The organism is Hymenobacter sp. BRD128 (genome assembly GCF_013256625.1).
In the GTDB taxonomy this organism is placed as follows: domain Bacteria; phylum Bacteroidota; class Bacteroidia; order Cytophagales; family Hymenobacteraceae; genus Hymenobacter.
Map to the genome: position 1 here is coordinate 1649402 of NZ_CP053908.1, position 17153 is coordinate 1666554.

The window sequence follows — 17153 nt, forward strand, 5'->3', positions numbered from 1 at the left end:
CGATGGCTCTTTCTACTCCTGCGGTCCGCGCCGCTACGCCGCCCTTCACTGAGCGCCGCTACATTCTCACCCTGTGCTTCGTGGTGTCGCTGTTTATGCTCTGGGGCGTGGGCGTCACGATGGGCGACATTCTCAATAAGCACTTTCAGGAGGTGCTGCACGTGAGCAAGGCCGACTCGGCGCTGGTGCAGCTGTCCATTTTCGGGGCATATTTTATCATGGGCCTGCCCGCCGGCTGGTTTATGAAGCGCTTTGGCTACCAGAAAGGCGTGCTGCTGGGGCTGGGGCTGTACGCGGCCGGGGCCTTTTTGATGGTGCCCGCCGCCACGGCCCTTTCATTTGGCTACCTGCGCCTGGCGCTCTTCGTGCTGGCTTGCGGGCTAGCTACCCTGGAGGCCGTGGCGCACCCCTTCCTCGACGGCCTCGGCGACTTACACAGCTCCGACCGCCGCATCAACTTTGCCCACGCCATCAACGGCATCGGGGCGGTGTCGGGGCCGCTTATCGGGGGCTATTTTGTGCTGCGCGGCGCCCACGCCAGCGGCGACCTCACGTCGGTGAAGGTGCTCTACTCGGCCATCGGGGCGGTGGTGGGCAGTATTGGGCTGGCGTTTTTCTTCGTGAAAGTGCCCCCCCTTATCGATGAGCCTGCCGATGAGCAGGTGGCAGCCCCCACCGAAGCTCCCACCAACCTGGCGGCCGACAAGAAATTGTTTCAGCACCCGCACTTTGTGTGGGCCTGCGTGGCCCAGCTCTTCAATACGGCGGCGCAGGGCGGCACCTGGGCGTACTTCATCAACTACGGCACCGACTACATGGGCCTGCGGCCGGGGCCGGCCGTGCAGGGCTTCTGGCAGGTGGGCACCCTTTTCTCGCGCACCGTGGGGCTAGCCCCCGGCCTGCCGCACCTGGCCAACGACGTGGCGGCTTACTTCTTCTCCCTGAGCCTGGTAGGCATGATGCTGGGGCGTTTTCTGGGCACCTACCTCATGCAGTTCATCGCCCCCAACCGCCTGCTGGCCGCCGTGGCCCTGGCCAACATTGGCATGTGCCTGCTGGTGGCCCAGCATCTGGGCTGGGTATCGTTTGGGGCGCTCATTGCGCTCAATTTCTTTTTCAGCATCATGTTTCCGACCATTTACAGCCTGGGGCTCAAAGACCTGGGGCGGCACAAGCAGCTCGCTTCGTCGTTCATCGTGATGGGCGTGGTGGGCGCGGCACTTTTTCCGCGCTTCGTGATGGGCCCGGTGGCCGATGTGAGCGTGGCCCACGCCTATTACCTACCCATTATTTGCTACGCGGTGGTGTTTTTGTACGGGGCTAAGCTCTACAAAGTATCGCGCGCTTAGGAAAGAAAACCAGCGTAATACGACCAGTGGCCAGTGGCCGGCTTCGGCCGCCGGCCGGGGTGGCACCGGCTCCCTAGTCCCGGCTAGCCCTTATTTTCGCCGCGTGGCCAGCCTACGCCCCTGGTCGCCGGTTTTTCCTTCCTTTTCCTGGCGCCTTTTGTTGTTCATGACCGTCAGTACGTTTTTTGACTTGTTTCTCGACGAGTTACGTGGCAACTCCCAGCTTACCAGCTACTACAAGATGCTCGAAAGCCCGGCCAGCTTTGAGTTTCGCAAGGCCTACGTAGTGCAGCGGCTAGAATATATTCTGGCGCATTTGCCCGACAAAGAGGCGGCTATCTGGGACTGCGGCTGCGGCTACGGAACCACGGCTATCTTCTTGTCTCTCAACGGCTATAAGGTGCACGGCACCACGCTCGAATTTTACTACGCCCACCTGCCCGAGCGCCTACGCTACTGGGCGCAGTTTGGCGACGTGTCGGGCTTCACTTACAGCTACGAAAACCTGTTTGACTCACCGCCCGCGCCGGCTTCCTACGACCACATCATTATCCAGGACACCCTGCACCACCTCGAGCCGCTGCAAGACGCGCTAGCCATCTTTCAGCGCACGCTGCGGCCCGGCGGCCAGCTCGTGGTGGTAGAAGAAAACGGTGGCAACGTAGTGCAAAACTTCAAGCTGTACTTGCGCCGGGGCAATAAGCGTATCATCGAAATTTACGACGAGACGCTCAAAAAGCACATTACCATTGGCAACGAGAACATTCGTAACCTAGCCACTTGGCAGCGCGAGCTCGCTCAGAAGGGCCTGTGCATTGCCGAAGCCGACGTGCAGTACATTCGGCTGTTTCCCCCCTTTCTATTTAGAAATGGCAACGTGCCGCAGCTGCTGGCCCGTGAAGCTACTATTTGGCGGCGCAACTCCCTGCTGAAGGAAACCCTGTATTTCGGCCTGAATTTTACGGCGGCCCGGCGGGGCTAGCCCCGCCAAAATACGAGCCAACGGTGGGCAGGCCCGTATTTTGGCGCCATGAAGCATGTTTTACTGGCCGCGCTGCTGGTGCCGGGGGCCACCCTGGCCCAGCGCCCCGCCCCCGCTAGCCCCGAAAACCTCGTGCAGTATGCCCACCCGCTGGTGGGCACGGCCAAGATGGGCCACACCTACCCCGGCGCCACGGTGCCCTTCGGCGCGGTGCAGCTCTCGCCCGATACCGATACGCTCAGCTACGAGCAAAACGGCAAGTACAACCCCGAAATCTACTCGTACTGCGCGGGGTATCAGTACAAAGACCCCACCATCGTGGGCTTCAGCCACACGCATTTCAGCGGCACGGGCCACTCCGATTTGGGCGATTTTTTGGTGATGCCCACCACCGGGCCGCTGCAGCTCAACCCCGGCACGGCCGATAAGCCGCTGGGCGGCTACCGCTCGGCCTACTCGCACGCCTCGGAAGTAGCCGAGCCGGCTTACTACAAAGTGCGGCTGGCCGACCACGATATTCTGGCTGAATTGACCGCCACCACCCGGGTGGGTATTCACCAATATACCTTCCCGCAAGCCGACCAGAGCCACATTATTCTGGACCTAATGGCCGGGATTTACAACTACCCCGGCAAGAACGTCTGGACGTTTGTGCGGTTCGAGAACGACTCGCTCGTGACCGGCTACCGCCAAACCAACGGCTGGGGCCGCACCCGCACGGTGTACTTCGCGCTCAGTTTTTCGCGGCCTTTCAAAACCTACGGCAGCCAGAATTATGACCCCAAGCAGACCTACCGCGGCTTCTGGGGCCGCTTCGACCAGGCGCACAACTGGCCCGACCTGGCCGCCCACCAGCTGCGCCTGCACTTCGACTTCGGGCCGACCCTAGCGGGCGATAAAGTCAAGCTCAAAATGGCGCTCTCGCCCGTGAGCACCATCGGGGCGCTGGCCAACCTGCGCGCTGAGGCTCCCGGCTGGAATTTCGCCGACTACCGGCAAAAGGGCCAGGCCCAGTGGCAGCAGGAGTTGGCCAAAATAACCATTAGCGCGCCGCGCCGGGTCGATAAGGAGAATTTCTACACGGCCATGTACCACGCCTTTACGGGCACCACCATCTACCAGGACGTGGATGGGCAGTATCGCGGCCTCGACCAGAACAACCACTTGGCCAAGGGCTTCACCAACTACACCACCTTCTCGCTCTGGGATACCTACCGGGCGCTGCACCCGCTCTACAACCTTGTGCAGCCGAAGCGCAACGCCGATATGGTGCAATCCATGCTCGCCCACTTCGACCAGAGCACCGAGCACATGCTGCCCGTGTGGAGCCACTACGCCAACGAAAACTGGTGCATGATTGGCTACCACGCGGTGCCGGTGCTCTGCGATGCCATCGTGCTCGGCAACGCGCCCTTCGACCAGAACCACGCCCTCGACGCCTGCGTCACCACCGCCCGCCAGCGCTGGTACGACGGGCTAGGCCTGTACATGGACCAGGGCTACGTGCCCGAGGACAAGAGCGGCGCCTCCGTATCGAAAACGCTGGAATACGCCTTCGACGACTACTGCATTGCCCAGGCCGCCAAGCAGTTGGGCCGGACCGATATTGAAAAGGAATTCCGTCAGCGGGCCGCCAACTGGCAGAACGTGTACGATGCCCGCATCGGCTTCATGCGCCCGCGCTCGGCCGACGGCTCGTTCCGGGCCAAGTTTGACGTGCTGACTACCAGCGACCCGGCCTACATCGAGGGCAACGCCTGGAACTACAGCCTCTACGTGCCGCAGGACCCTAGCGGGCTCATCGCCAAGATGGGCGGCAGCGCCCGCTTTGTGCCTCACCTCGACTCGCTCTTCACGATGAACCTGCCCGACAAGTTCTTCGCCGAAACCGAGGATATCACCCGCGACGGCATCATCGGCAACTACGTGCACGGCAACGAGCCCGCCCACCACGCCGCCTACCTCTACAACTGGACCAACCAGCCCTGGAAAACCCAGCCCCGCATTCGCATGATTCTGAACAAGATGTACCACCAGGGCCCCGACGGCCTCGGCGGCAACGACGACTGCGGCCAGATGAGCGCCTGGTACATCTTCTCGGCGCTGGGCTTCTACCCCGTGGCCCCCGCCTCGGGCGAGTACGCGCTCGGCAGCCCCGCCGTGCACGGCGCCGTGCTGCAAGTCGGCGAGGGCAAAACCTTTACCGTGACGGTTAAAAACCAGTCCGATAAGAATGTCTACGTGCAGTCGGCTAGGCTCAATGGCAAGCTGCTGGCTAGCCCGTTTCTACCGGTGAGCGAGGTGCGGCAGGGCGGCACGCTGGAGTTTGTGATGGGGGCACGGCCGGCGCGCCACTAGCCAAAAGCCTAGGCTACCCGCGCAAAAATACCATCGATGGAGCCTGCTCGCTCTAGGTCATTGATTACCTGCACAATACTTTCCCTATCAATACGGTCGATTAAAATCATATCGCTCGCCCAGAAATATTTTCCGTGCAAGCACTCCCCCGTCGCGGCATAGCTTCTTCTTAATCGGTCAATGTTATCATAAGTGAAAAAAAGTAGCGACGTACCTAGTCCCATCAGTAAATCCCACCTCAACATCGGTGTTATCATCCGTTGGGCCAGAACTACCAACTGTTACCCCAACTGCCTCATTACCAATCCAGATGGCTTGAATTAGTCTTGCCATTATACTTAAGATTTACTTGGCCGTCCATACCCTTTCCCATCGTACTAGTTCTGGTAGCTATATGTCGGCTACTGGTTTAAAGCTGCGCTTACTGCTTGCTCACCTTCACCCGCTGCGTCCCACCCGGCCCCTGCACCACCAGCACGTACACGCCCGCGCGCAGGGCGCTTAGGTCGACGGCGCCGCCGCTGACCTTGGTTTGCAGGGCTAGCCGGCCGGTCACGTCCAGGACTTTTACCGGCGTGTTTTCGGCCACGTTGGTAAGCTGGCAGGTGGCAGCTACGGGATTGGGGAAAGCCGCAGTTGAGGGGGCTAGCGCCGGGGCGGCGGTGGCCGTCACGACCTGGTTGGCGTAAACGCGCACCCAATCGACGTACACATCGGCCGGGAAAGTGGCCCCGGCGGCGATGGGGCCGCCGTAGGTGTTGTTGCTGCCGCCCACGCCGGCGCTCAGGATGGCATACAGCTTATGCTCGAAGGGGTGCCACTCGGGATACATATTCGAGTATTCCGACTTCAGCACTTTTTTACCGTTGAGGAGGACTTCCGCTTCTTCATTTTGCCCGTCTACGGCGCCCGACACCGCGCCGTCGTTGAAGTAGTGGATGTGGTAGACGTTGTTATCGACAAAAAACTCCATGCGGTCGGTGTACCAGTCGAGGCCGTAGGTGTGCCAGCCGTTGGCCCCGATGGCGGAGTCGGTGGTGCTGGCTGGTGCGCAACACTGGTAGGGCGGGTTGCGGTAGGCGCTGGCCCAGCGGGTTTTAGCGTCGCCATCCACGGCCAGGGCCGGCCCCAGCGCCGCGCGCTCGACGCTCGACGACGTGGCGAGCTTGTTCAGGGCCAGGTTGACGTAGCTGCCGTCGGCAAATACCTGCAGCTCATACAGCGAGTAGCCGTACTGGTTGACGCGCAGCGTGCCCGTGACGCGCACGAAGCGGGCGCTCACGGCCGCAAACGTGAGGTCGCTCACGCCGTTTTTGCCGGTGCTGGTGCGGTAGGCGGGCTGCCAGGTGGTGCCGTCGGTCGAGGTTTCGACGACGTAGCTTGTACCGTTGTTTTCCCAGTTTAGAATCACGCGGCTCACGTTGTAGAGCGCGCCCAGGTCCACCTGCAGCCATTCGGGGGCATCGGGTAGCTGCTGCTCGGCAAAGCTGTAGTAGGCTCCGTGCGAGCCGTGGTTCCAGTCGGCATACTGGTTGTTATTGTACTGGTAGGCGTAGTGCACCGTGCCCAGGTTGTAGGCCGCCAGCGAGCCCACGTACTCCATAATGTCTACTTCGCCCACTTGGGGCCAGGTGAGGCTCGCTACGCCGGCCGGAGCCTCGTTGCCCAGCAGCCAGAAGGCAAAACCCTGGCCCTGCGTGCGCACGCCCTGGGGCCACACCCTAGCCACGATGCGGTGGCCCGGCCCCCAGGCGGCCTTGTCTTTGGTGTTGAGACGGCCGCTGGTGTAGTTGCGGTCGAGGTAGGTTTCGCGGCGGGTGCTGATGCGCAGGGCGCCGCCGTCGGCCCCGGCGATGCCGGCCTCAATGGCCACGTTTTCGGGCCTAGCGGTGGCCCGGTCGAGCTGGCCGGTGCCAAAGTCGCCGTTGACCCCAGTGCCGGTTTCGTAGCTCCACTTGGTCTGGTCGAGCACGGGGCCGTTAAATTCATCGCTCCATACCTGGGTCCAGGTGGGGCTGGTTTGGCCGTGGGCCAGCAGGCTGGCGCCCAGCCCGGCGGCCAGGAGAAGAAGTTTTTTCATGCGGGGTGGGAATTGGCAGCAGCCAGAATAGCCTAGCCGTTGCGGCTCGCCTTAAAGCTACTACTTCTTGCAGAGGCTAGCGAGGCCAACCCTCCCCTGCCACCCACCAGATGCCGGCGCTAAACCACGTCAGTATCGATTCCCGAAGCAATGCCGCCCGGCGCCAGGCGCATGTCGCGCGTGTTCTTCTGCACGGCGATGGCCCCGAACAGCCCGAGCAGAAAGGCCATAGCGTAGAAGCCCTTCTCGCTGAGCGTGAGCGTCGCGTTCCAGAGGCCGACGAGCAGCAGCAGGATGGCCAGCAGCGTAGCAAACCAAGCCAGGCCGTAATAAAGGCCCGTGACGGGGATTTTCTCCAGCTGGTCGCGCACCGTTTTTTGCAGCGAGATGGCGGCAAACAGGCCAAACATCAGCACGGTAAAGTAGTAGCCTTTCTCATTGAGCGCCATCGTGGCGTTCCAGAGGCCGATGATGAAGCCGCCCATGCCCGCGAGCAGGGCAAACCACGAGGCGGCAATAAAGGCGGCGGAAGGACGGGCGGTGGCAACAGGAGCTGAAGACATGGTTAGTGAGGGGTGAAAGGTTGGCTCAAAAGTAGCGCGCTCATCCAGGGCGCCGAAAGACGATTTCTTGTTTGAGCAGACTTTTCATTCCTTGCTTCAAGGTAATTTTCTTGATACAAAGGCTTGATTGTAAACAGAAAACAACAATAGATTTCCCGACATTAGACCTGCGCAACTTATCAGCCCAATTGACGGGCCAACCCTGGCTGGTAGCTTGCCGGTGGCCACGCTGAAAAAGGACTGGCTCCTATGCGCTTCGTTCATCTACTGACCTGCTGGCCGGCCCTACCTTCGCAACGGCAGCCGCTGCCTGGAGCAGGCAGCAAGCTGCAACCTTATCATCCCCCTAACACCCTTTTTTTCATGCGTTTTTCTACCCTACGACCCTGGCTAGCCCCGGCGGCGGCCGGCCTGCTGCTAGCGGGCTGCCAGAGCAATTCTTCCACCTCCCAAACCACCGCCACCGGCCAGCCCACCGAGGCGGCGCCCACCGATACGGCCAGCGTGCCCACGCCCAACGACGGCATTACGCCCGCGCTGCTGGCCCGGCACATCAAGGTGCTGGCCTCGGATGAGTTTCAGGGCCGGCGGCCGTTTACGGCGGGCGAGGAAAAGGCCACTGATTACCTGGCCAGCGAGTTTAAGAAGCTTGGGCTGAAGCCGGGCAACGGCAGCAGCTACTTTCAGCCGGTGCCGCTTGTCGAGATTGCCGGCAAGCCCGACTCCACGGCGACCATCGCTGGCAAAGGCAAGAGCCTGACGCTGCACTACCGACGCGACTACATGTTTTTGACCGAGCGCGAAAAGCCTATGGTTGAAATCAAAAATTCGCCGCTGGTATTTGCCGGCTACGGCGTCACGGCCCCCGAATATAAGTGGGATGACTACGCCGGCCTCGACGTGAAGGGCAAGACCGTGGTGGTGCTCATCAACGACCCCGGCAACGCGGGCCAGGACACTACTATGTTTAAGGGCAAGGAGATGACCTACTACGGCCGCTGGATGTACAAGTACGAAGAGGCCGCCCGCCACGGCGCCACCGGCTTGGTCATTATCCACGACACCAAGCCCGCTTCTTATCCTTGGACGGTGGTGCAAAGCAGCAACGGCGGCTCTAAGTTGCACCCGACCACGCCCGACCACGGCGCCAGCAAGGTGGCCCTCGAAGGCTGGATGACCCTCGACGCGGCCAAGCGGATGTTTGAGGCCGCCGGCCTGCAGTACGACGCCCTGTACGCCGCCGCCAACAAGCCGGGCTTCAAGGCCACAGACCTGGGCCTGAGCCTGACGACCACGCTGCACAATAAAATCACCTACAAAACCTCCAAGAACGTGGTGGCCGTGCTGCCCGGCACCACCCGGCCGCAGGAGTATATTATTTACTCGGCGCACTGGGACCACCTCGGCATTGGCCCGGCCGTGAAGGGCGACTCGATTTACAACGGCGCGCTCGACAACGCCAGCGGCTGCGCGGGCCTGCTGGCCATCGCCAACGGCTTCGTGCAGGCCAAGGAGAAGCCCCAGCGCAGCATCGTGTTCCTGGCCGTGACGGGTGAGGAGCAGGGCCTGCTCGGGTCGGACTACTACGCCCAGCACCCGATTTTCCCGCTCAAAAACACGGTGGCCGATATTAACATGGATGAGCTGCTGGCCTTCGGGCCGATGCGCGACGTGACCATCACCGGCTACGGGCAGTCGGAACTCGACGATTATGCCCGCACTGCCGCCAAGGAGCAGAACCGCTACGTCATCCCCTACCAGCACCCCGAAACTGGCAGCTTCTACCGCTCCGACCACTTCAGCTTTGCCAAGGTGGGCGTGCCGGCGCTCTACGCCAGCGGCGCCTTCGAGAGCCGCCTGCACGGCAAGGCTTTCGCCGAAAAGCAGCGCGAAGAGTTTGAGGCTAACAACTACCACCAGCCTTCCGACCAGTTCGACCCCAAGTGGGACCTGCGCGGCGCGGCCCAGGATGCGCGCCTGCTCTTCCGCATCGGCCAGCGGCTAGCCAGCGAAACCACCTTTCCGCAGTGGAAAGCCGGCTCCGAGTTCCGGGCCGTGCGCCTGAAAAGCCGGCCGCAGTAAGCGCATTTAAGTTAGTACTAAAGCCCTGGCAACGACCCGACAAGCGGCCGCTGCCAGGGCTTTTAGCGCTAATGATGCAACTTATTTACATTAATATTTTAATGCTTATTTGTAATCACGTTGCCTTAATTTCCTTTTAGCTAGCTTACAATAGCTAAGTATTGCGGGCCGTGCCGCATCTTTACGCCTTGTATACTAAAGGCTAAACTATTTCGCCAGCTGCCCGTGCATGCTCGTTATCCGGTCAGCTGGCGAAGGTAGGTTTGCGCTGGTTCTTTTACCGTTATATGTTCGTACGCGCTGCGTTATTTCGACTAAGTTTAGGGGTTTATCGAGCGGGGGGAGTAGTAACAATGGGATTGCTGGCGGCGCCGCTGGCCAGCCACGCGCAGGCGCGTGCGGCCGTGCGCGGCACCGTGGCTAGCCCGGCCGGCGCGGCCGTGGAGTTTGCCACCGTCACGCTGCACCGCGCCGCCGATTCGGTGGTGGTCAAAACCGAGTTCAGCGATGCGCAGGGCGCGTTTCGGCTCGACGCGCCGGCCAGCCGAAGCTACCGCGTGTCAGTGGCGCAGGTGGGCTACGGGCGCTACTGGAGCGCGCCGTTTGAGCTGCCCGAGGGCGGGCTAGCCCTGCCGGCTATCCGCTTAGTAACTAGCCAGGCCACGGCGTTGAAAGAAGTAACCGTGACGGGCCGCAAGCCGCTTTACGAGCGCCGGGCCGACCGCACCGTGGTCAACGTGGCCGACAGCCCACTCTCCTCAGGAGCCACCACGCTCGACGTGCTGGGCCGCTCGCCCGGCATCACGCTAAGCACCTCTAATGAGCTTAGCCTGCGCGGCCGCCAAGGACTGCTTGTGGTTATCGACGGCAAGCGCACGCCGCTCTCCGGCAACGACCTGGCCGAGTACCTGCGCTCCTTGCCCGCCGAGCAGCTGCAAAGCATCGAGCTGATTACTAACCCACCCGCCAGCTATGATGCCCAGGGCGGGGCCGGCGTCATTGCCATTAATCTCAAGAAAGACCAACGCCTGGGCACCAATGGCACCGCTAATGCCAGCTACGGCTACAGCGAGCAGGGCAAGTTTACGGGTGGGCTAGCCCTCAACCACCGCCGCAAAAACCTGAACGTGTACGGCAACTACGCCTACACCGACCGCCACTATTTCTCCCGCATTGATTTCAACCGGCAGTTTGCGGCTACGGCAGCGCTCCCGGCTGGCGGCACGGTGCAAAGTAATGACCAGCTCGCGCACCTGCGCTCACACTCGGGCAAGGTGGGCCTCGACCTCAACCTCTCGAAGCGGACGCTGCTGGGTGCGTCGGTGACGGGCTTGGCTAGCAATTCTTCGCTCGCGACTACCAGCCAAACCGTGTCGGTAGACGAGGCGGGCACGCCCACCGACCGCTACCACGCCCTCACGGCCTGGGACGTGAGCCGGCCCAGCGGCAGTGCCAATATCAATCTGCGCCATGCCTTTGCCGACTCGGCCAACGCCGCCACGCTCACGGCCGATGCCGACTACGCCCGCTATAACCTCACCCGCCTGAGCAATCAGAACGTGTATTATGACACGTCGGGCCAGCCCGGCAGCTTGCTCAGCGGCAACCAGCACAGCCGCCTCGGCATCGGGGCGGCTAAGGTCGATTTTAGCCAACCCCTGCCCCACCGCACCCGCCTCGACGTGGGCGCCAAGGCCACGCAGGTGGTATCGGACAACGATGTAGCCTTTGCGAGCACAGCTAATAATCAGACCTACCCGCGCCCCGATATTTCGAGCCAGTTCAGCTACCACGAAAATGTGAACGCCGCCTACGCCAGCCTGCGCGGAGCCTTGCCCAAAACCACGCTTCAAGCTGGCCTGCGCGCCGAACAAACCAACATTCTGGCCACGCAGTACGGCGCTACGCTACGCGAGCAGCACTACCTCCAGCTATTTCCCAGCGCCCTGGTCGAACGTACCGTCAACGACCGCCACGCGCTGACCCTGGCCGTGGCCCGGCGCATCGACCGGCCCAACTACCAGCAGCTCAACCCGCTGCGCACCTACCCGGATGCCACCTCCTATATCTCGGGCAACCCTAACCTGATGGCTTCGACTAGCTACAACTTCGAGCTGACGCATACCTACCGCCAGAAATTCAGCACCGGGCTAGCTTACTCGCGCTCCGACCTGCCCATCGTGAGCGTGGTGCAGCCTTCGCCCGACGGTGGGCGCCTCGTGGTCAGCCAAAATGTAAACTTAAGTACCCGGCATTTTTACACGCTTACGTTCACCGCGCCGCTTACGCTTACCAAGTGGTGGACGCTCTACGCTAATGCTTTACTTTATTACAACCGCTACGTGGGCGAGCTAAATGGCACCAACCTTGACCGTGGCCGCTTTGCCTGCAACCTCACCGCCAACAACAGCTTCACCATACCCAAGGGTTGGCTAGCCGAGCTCAACGGCCTCTACGAATCGCGCGAAGTCTATGGCTTTCAGGTTATTCAGGCGCGTGGCCAGGTGTCGGCAGGCCTGCAAAAAAGCCTCTGGCACAAGCAGGGCACCTTTCGCCTGAACGTGGCCGACATCTTCTACACCACGCCCAATCGCGCCACCACTACCTACGACAACTTCACCGAGAGCTACTACTCGCGCCTCGACACGCGCATCGTGACGGCCGCTCTCACCTACCGCTTCGGCAATGGCAAGGTGGCCGCCGCCCGCCGCCGCGCCGCCGGCGCCGATGAAGAGCTGCGCCGCGCCGCCGGGCAGTAGGCTAGCGCGAGCAAAAACGCGAAAGGATTTAAAAGCAAGGCCCCCGTCAGTGCATTCCGAACCGAATGCGACTGACGGGGGCCTTGCTTTTAAAGCGCAGCCTAGCTAGCTAGCTGCTTACCTTTGGCGCGCTTGTAGAGGTAGGCGGCACCGGCGGCCAGCAGGGCGCCGCTCAGTACTTTATGGGTGGCCGTAAAGCCGCCGCTCGTGCTATCATCGCTATTTCTACGGCCAAACAGGCTGGAAATCATGCCGCCCAGGGTGCCGCTCGGTTGGTTATCGCTCATGAGTGAAATCAGGTTAAGATGAACTACCTGCTTTCTACGCTAGTCACGCGCCCCGCGTTACTCTACGGCTGCCACCGGCACCGGGTGCAGTATCAGCCACACCAGCTCACGTAGAATTTCGCCCTCATCCATGCTACCGCTCTCGATGCCCTTGCTCTGGGCATCGGCCCGCCGGATGAGGTGGATGAGGTCGATGGTGCGCTCGGGGCCGAACTGGCGCTGAGCCAGTTGGTATTCTTTCTGGGCAAACTTGTTGATGCCCATCTTCTGCAGTTCCGCATCCGAGGGATTAGGGCCAGCTTGGTGCAGCATCAAGAGTCGGGTGAAGAAATTAAACAGCAGCGTAAGATTGGGAATCAGCGGGTTAGCCTTGGGATTAGCCGCAAAGTGCGTGAGAATGCGGTTGGCCTTGAGCACGTCGCGCTGCACCAGCGCCCGCTGCAACTCAAAAATATTGTACTCCTTGCTAATGCCCACCAGGCGCTGCACCAGGTCCTCGTCGATGGCCTGGCCGGGCTTCACGTTGAGCAGCAGCTTGTTCACCTCGTTGGCTAGCCTCCCCAGGTCGGCGCCGATGTACTCGGCCAGCAGGGCCGTGGCGCCGGGCGTAATCTGCTGCTTGCGCGCCCGCACGTAGCCGCCCAGCCACTGCGGCACCTGGTTGTCGTAGAGCTTTTTGCTCGTCATTAGGGCCACGCCGGGCGCGTCCTTGCCGGCCAGCAGCTTGCCGAGCTTCTTGCGCGAGTCGAGGGTTTTGTGCTTGTAGCAGAGCACGAGTACGGTGCTGGCGAGCGGGTTTTTGAGGTAGGCCTCCAGAAAAGGCCAGGCTTTCTCGCTCTCCAGGTCAGCCACGGCCTGGGCTTCTTTCACGATTACCACCGAGTAATCGCTCATCATCGGAAAGCGCTTGGCCTGACCCAGAATGCCCGCCGTATCGGTGTCCTTGCCGTAGAGCACCGTTTGGTTAAAGCTGCGCTCGCTCGCGGGCAGCACGCTGGCTTCGAGCGCGTCGGCCACGGTATCAATGAAATACGGTTCCTCGCCCTGCAAAAAATACACCGGCTGAAACTGCCGCTGCTGCACAGCTTTGAGAATGGCGTCGGCGTCGGTATTCAAGGCAACAGAAGTAGAAAAGCGAAAAACTAGCCGCTCGGCCAGGTCAGCAAAGGTAAAACAGCCGCTTTACCTTTGCCCTTCGTTCTTGGGTAACTGATTTACTCAATGAGCCTGGCAGAATCTAAAAAAGTTGTTTACCAGAATCTATTTTCTCCTTGGATTTACTCTCTGAACTTCGCTGGCGCGGCATGTACCACGACGCCATGCCCGGCACGGCCGAGCACCTGGCCAGCGCCGCGCCCGTGTCGGGCTACATTGGCTTCGACCCCACGGCCGCCTCGCTGCACATCGGCAACCTGGCCACCATTATGCTGCTCGTGCACTTGCAGCGCGCCGGCCACCGCCCGGTGGCGCTGGTGGGCGGCGCCACCGGCATGATTGGCGACCCTAGCGGCAAGAGCGCCGAGCGCAACCTGCTCGACGAAACTACCCTGCGCGCCAACCAGGCCGGCATTCGGGCCCAACTCGAAAAATTCCTGGAGTTCAACGACTCGCCCACCGGGGCGGTGCTCGTCAATAACTACGACTGGTTCAAGGACTTCGGCTTCCTGCAATTTTTGCGCGAGGTGGGCAAGCACCTCACCGTGAACTACATGATGGCCAAAGACTCGGTGAAGCGCCGCATCGGCGGCAATGAGGACAGCGGCTCGGAGGGCATCAGCTACACCGAGTTTAGCTACCAACTGCTGCAGGGCTATGACTTTTACCACCTCTACCAAAACCTGGGCTGCACCCTGCAAATGGGGGCTAGCGACCAGTGGGGCAACATCACCACCGGCACCGAGCTCATCCGCCGCCTCACCGATGGCCAGGGCAAGGCCTACGCCCTTACCGGCCAGCTCATCACCAAGGCCGACGGCACCAAGTATGGCAAATCGGAAACCGGCACCGTGTGGCTCGACCCGGCCCTGACCTCGCCCTACCAGTTCTACCAGTTTTTCCTGCGCGCCGAAGACGCTGATGCCCCGCGCCTCATCCGCGTCTTCACGCTGCTCAGCCAGGCCGAAATCGAAGCCCTCGAAGCCGAGCACGCCCAAAACCCCGGCCTGAAAACCCTGCAAAAGGCGCTGGCTAAAGACGTAACCATCCGGGTACACTCCGAGGCGGCCTACGAGGCGGCCGTGGCCGCCTCGCAGGTACTCTTCGGCGGGGGCGACCTGGCCGCGCTCGACGAAGCCACGCTGCTCGACGTGTTTGCCGGCGTGCCCCACCTGCGCGTGCCGCGCGCCGAGGCGACCGGCCTGACCCTAGCCGTGCTGCTGAGCGAGGCTACCGACAAGCAGATTTTGCCCTCGCGCGGCGAAGTGCGCAAGCTTGTACAGTCCAACGGCCTCAGCCTCAACGGGCAGAAAGCGACCTCGCCCGATGCGCCGGTGGCGGAGCTGCCGCTGCTCCTGGATAAATATCTAGTGGTAAAAAAAGGTCGGAGAGATTATTTCCTACTCGAAATGACTAATTGAAAAGCAAGGTCCTGCTGAGCCTGTCGAAGCATCTTTCCCACACCGCTCTAGGCATACTACCCAACCGGCGCGAGCACAATGCTTCAACAGGCTCAGCAGGACGTGCTTTAGCAGAGCAGCTTAATATTTTAAGTGCAAAAAGCCCCGCTAGCTAGGCTAGCGGGGCTTTTTGCACTTAAAAATCCGTCCACTAAATCCGAAAAATCCGACCGAATCCGTGGCTCAGATAACCTACTTCTTCTTGGCAGCCGGAGCAGCCTTCTTGGCAGCGGCCGGCGCCGCTTTTTTGGCCGGAGCGGCCTTTTTAGCCGCCGGGGCAGCGGCAGCGCCGTCTTTCGACGTATTCTTCATATTCTGTACTTCCAGGCGGATGGCCTGGGCGTGGTTTTTCAACTCCTGCATCCCTTTGCGCACGCGGGTGCCGGCAGCGGCGTTGTGCTTATCATACGACTTCTCAAAGTCGTCTTCCAGCGAATGAATCAAGTCCTTGAGCTTGTTGAAAGGGTTAGCCATGAAAGTTGGTTGGGTATTGGGTGAGAAAAAAGGGAATTGTGCTTACGCGGCCCTAATATACAGGCACTTTCTACGCAAGCAAGTTTTCCAGGTTTTTTTCAAAACCGCATTTCTGGCCTTGTAAGCGGGTTTTTTTTGAAAAAATGCTTTTTTGATGAAATTTTAGGCACGCGATGGCCTTAGAAATGTACAAAAACAAGCGCGCCGGCCGCCCTAGCGGGCAGCCGGCGCGCGGGCAGCAGCTCCGCTAGCTGCCAGTGTATTAGGCAGTAGCGGCCTGCTTGCTGTAGAGGCCCTTGTCGAGCTTGGCCGAGATGGCTTCGAAGGCGGCGATGGTTTCACGTACATCTTCGAGGGTGTGCACGGCTGTGGGGATGAGGCGCAGCATAATGACGCCCTTGGGCACCACCGGATACACCACGATGGAGCAGAAAAGGCCATGATTCTCACGCAAATCGAAGGTTAAGGCCGTAGCATCGGGAATTTGCCCGTTGAGGAACACCGGCGTGACGGGCGACTCGGTGGTACCGATATTAAAGCCTTTTTCGCGCAGGCCGCTCTGCAGGGCGCGCACGATGGTCCAGAGGTTTTCGCGGTACTCGGGGTGGTTGCGAATAAGCTCCAGGCGCTTGAGGGCGCCCACTACGAGCGGCATGGGCAGCGACTTAGCGAAAATCTGGCTGCGCATGTTGTAGCGCAAATATTCAATAACGCCCTCCGGCCCGGCCACGAACGCGCCGATGCTGGCCATGCTCTTGGCAAAGGTGTAAAAAATTAGGTCTACGCCCTCTGTAACGCCCAAATGCTCGGCCGTGCCAGCCCCGGTGGGGCCTAGCGTACCGAAGCCGTGGGCGTCGTCTACGAACAAGCGGAAGTTGAACTTCTCCTTGAGTTTTACAATTTCGCGCAGCTTACCGAGGTTGCCCGACATGCCAAACATGCCCTCGGTGATGACCAGGATGCCGCCACCGGTTTCGTCGGTGAGGCGCTTGGCGCGCTCCAGCTGCTTTTCGAGGTTCTCGATGTCGTTGTGCGGAAACACGAAGCGTTTGCCCTGGTGCAGGCGCACCCCGTCGATGATGCAGGCGTGCGACTCGGCATCGTACACGATAGCGTCGTGGCGGCTCACGAGGGCATCAATAATACTTACTACACCCTGGTAGCCGAAGTTGAGCAGCAGCGCGGCGGGCTTGTGCACGAAATCGGCCAGCTCGTTTTCGAGCTGCTCGTGCAGCGTCGAGTTGCCGCTCATGATGCGGGCGCCCATCGGGTAGGCCATGCCGTATTCGGCCGTGGCGTCGGTATCGGCCTGCCGCACCTCGGGGTGGTTGGCCAGGCCCAGGTAGTTGTTCAGGCTCCAGGTCAATACTTCTTTCCCCGAAACATCATCCGGGGCTTAATCTCGCCTTCGAGCTTGGGAAACGTGAAGTAGCCGTGGGCATAGTGTGAGTGCGAACCCAGCGGGCCCCGGTTGGCCGAAACGCGGTCGAAAATATCCACTGAAAACTAGGGGGAATAAGTTTGAGAGAGCGAGGAAAGCGGGCACAACCAGCCCGCGCAGCAATATCAGCTAAACGACAAAGATAGGCCGCGCTCAGGTTTTG

Annotated in this window: 10 protein-coding genes and 2 pseudogenes; 6 read left to right on the plus strand and 6 right to left on the minus strand. The window is 60.9% G+C overall.

Annotated features, from left to right (window positions below; genetic code table 11):
• Positions 1-2 precede the first annotated feature (2 nt).
• The 3 genes from GKZ68_RS07390 to GKZ68_RS07400 all read left to right on the plus strand — a co-directional run bounded on the left by GKZ68_RS07390 (position 3) and on the right by GKZ68_RS07400 (position 4689).
• Positions 3-1349, plus strand: coding sequence for an MFS transporter (locus GKZ68_RS07390; RefSeq protein ID WP_173112642.1), 1347 nt, complete (start codon positions 3-5; stop codon positions 1347-1349).
• Between the two features lie 166 nt (positions 1350-1515).
• The gene (locus GKZ68_RS07395; RefSeq protein ID WP_173112645.1) at positions 1516-2331 is read left to right on the plus strand and encodes a bifunctional 2-polyprenyl-6-hydroxyphenol methylase/3-demethylubiquinol 3-O-methyltransferase UbiG; all 816 of its coding nucleotides are present in this window, start codon (positions 1516-1518) and stop codon (positions 2329-2331) included.
• 48 nt (positions 2332-2379) lie between these two features.
• Positions 2380-4689 carry a GH92 family glycosyl hydrolase gene (locus GKZ68_RS07400; RefSeq protein ID WP_173112648.1) on the plus strand — a complete coding sequence of 770 codons (2310 nt, stop codon included), beginning with the start codon at positions 2380-2382 and terminating at the stop codon, positions 4687-4689.
• Positions 4690-5110: 421 nt separating this feature from the next.
• Here the strand turns inward: GKZ68_RS07400 and GKZ68_RS07405 are convergent, their stop codons facing one another.
• Both GKZ68_RS07405 and yiaA read right to left on the minus strand, forming a co-directional pair.
• A complete protein-coding gene (locus GKZ68_RS07405) occupies positions 5111-6769 on the minus strand; it encodes a discoidin domain-containing protein (protein ID WP_173112651.1) in 1659 nt (552 codons plus the stop codon).
• 119 nt (positions 6770-6888) lie between these two features.
• Positions 6889-7332 carry an inner membrane protein YiaA gene (yiaA, locus tag GKZ68_RS07410; protein ID WP_173112654.1) on the minus strand — a complete coding sequence of 148 codons (444 nt, stop codon included), beginning with the start codon at positions 7330-7332 and terminating at the stop codon, positions 6889-6891.
• Between the two features lie 363 nt (positions 7333-7695).
• Here yiaA and GKZ68_RS07415 point away from each other — a divergent pair, with 363 nt between their 5' ends.
• Both GKZ68_RS07415 and GKZ68_RS07420 read left to right on the plus strand, forming a co-directional pair.
• Positions 7696-9414: a M28 family metallopeptidase gene (locus tag GKZ68_RS07415; protein ID WP_173112657.1), complete on the plus strand. Its 1719-nt coding sequence runs from the start codon at positions 7696-7698 to the stop codon at positions 9412-9414.
• Between the two features lie 353 nt (positions 9415-9767).
• Positions 9768-12173, plus strand: a complete 2406-nt coding sequence (locus tag GKZ68_RS07420; RefSeq protein WP_173112660.1) for an outer membrane beta-barrel protein — start codon at positions 9768-9770, stop codon at positions 12171-12173.
• Between the two features lie 101 nt (positions 12174-12274).
• On the opposite strand, the gene GKZ68_RS07425 is transcribed toward GKZ68_RS07420, so the two are convergent.
• Both GKZ68_RS07425 and holA read right to left on the minus strand, forming a co-directional pair.
• Positions 12275-12460 (minus strand): hypothetical protein, encoded by a 186-nt coding sequence (locus GKZ68_RS07425; protein WP_173112663.1) that lies wholly within the window; start codon positions 12458-12460, stop codon positions 12275-12277.
• A 57-nt stretch (positions 12461-12517) separates the two neighbouring features.
• Complete coding sequence (gene holA / locus GKZ68_RS07430; protein WP_173112666.1) at positions 12518-13576, minus strand: DNA polymerase III subunit delta; 1059 nt, start codon at positions 13574-13576, stop codon at positions 12518-12520.
• Between the two features lie 155 nt (positions 13577-13731).
• Here holA and tyrS point away from each other — a divergent pair, with 155 nt between their 5' ends.
• Entirely contained in the window at positions 13732-15036 is a 1305-nt protein-coding gene (gene tyrS / locus GKZ68_RS07435) for a tyrosine--tRNA ligase (protein WP_173112669.1), read from the plus strand.
• 339 nt (positions 15037-15375) lie between these two features.
• Here tyrS and GKZ68_RS22635 read toward each other — a convergent pair.
• Positions 15376-15549 (minus strand): annotated as a pseudogene (locus GKZ68_RS22635) (histone H1); the annotation flags it as partial.
• 262 nt (positions 15550-15811) lie between these two features.
• Positions 15812-17049: pseudogene (locus tag GKZ68_RS07445) on the minus strand (aminotransferase class I/II-fold pyridoxal phosphate-dependent enzyme).
• Positions 17050-17153 lie beyond the last annotated feature (104 nt).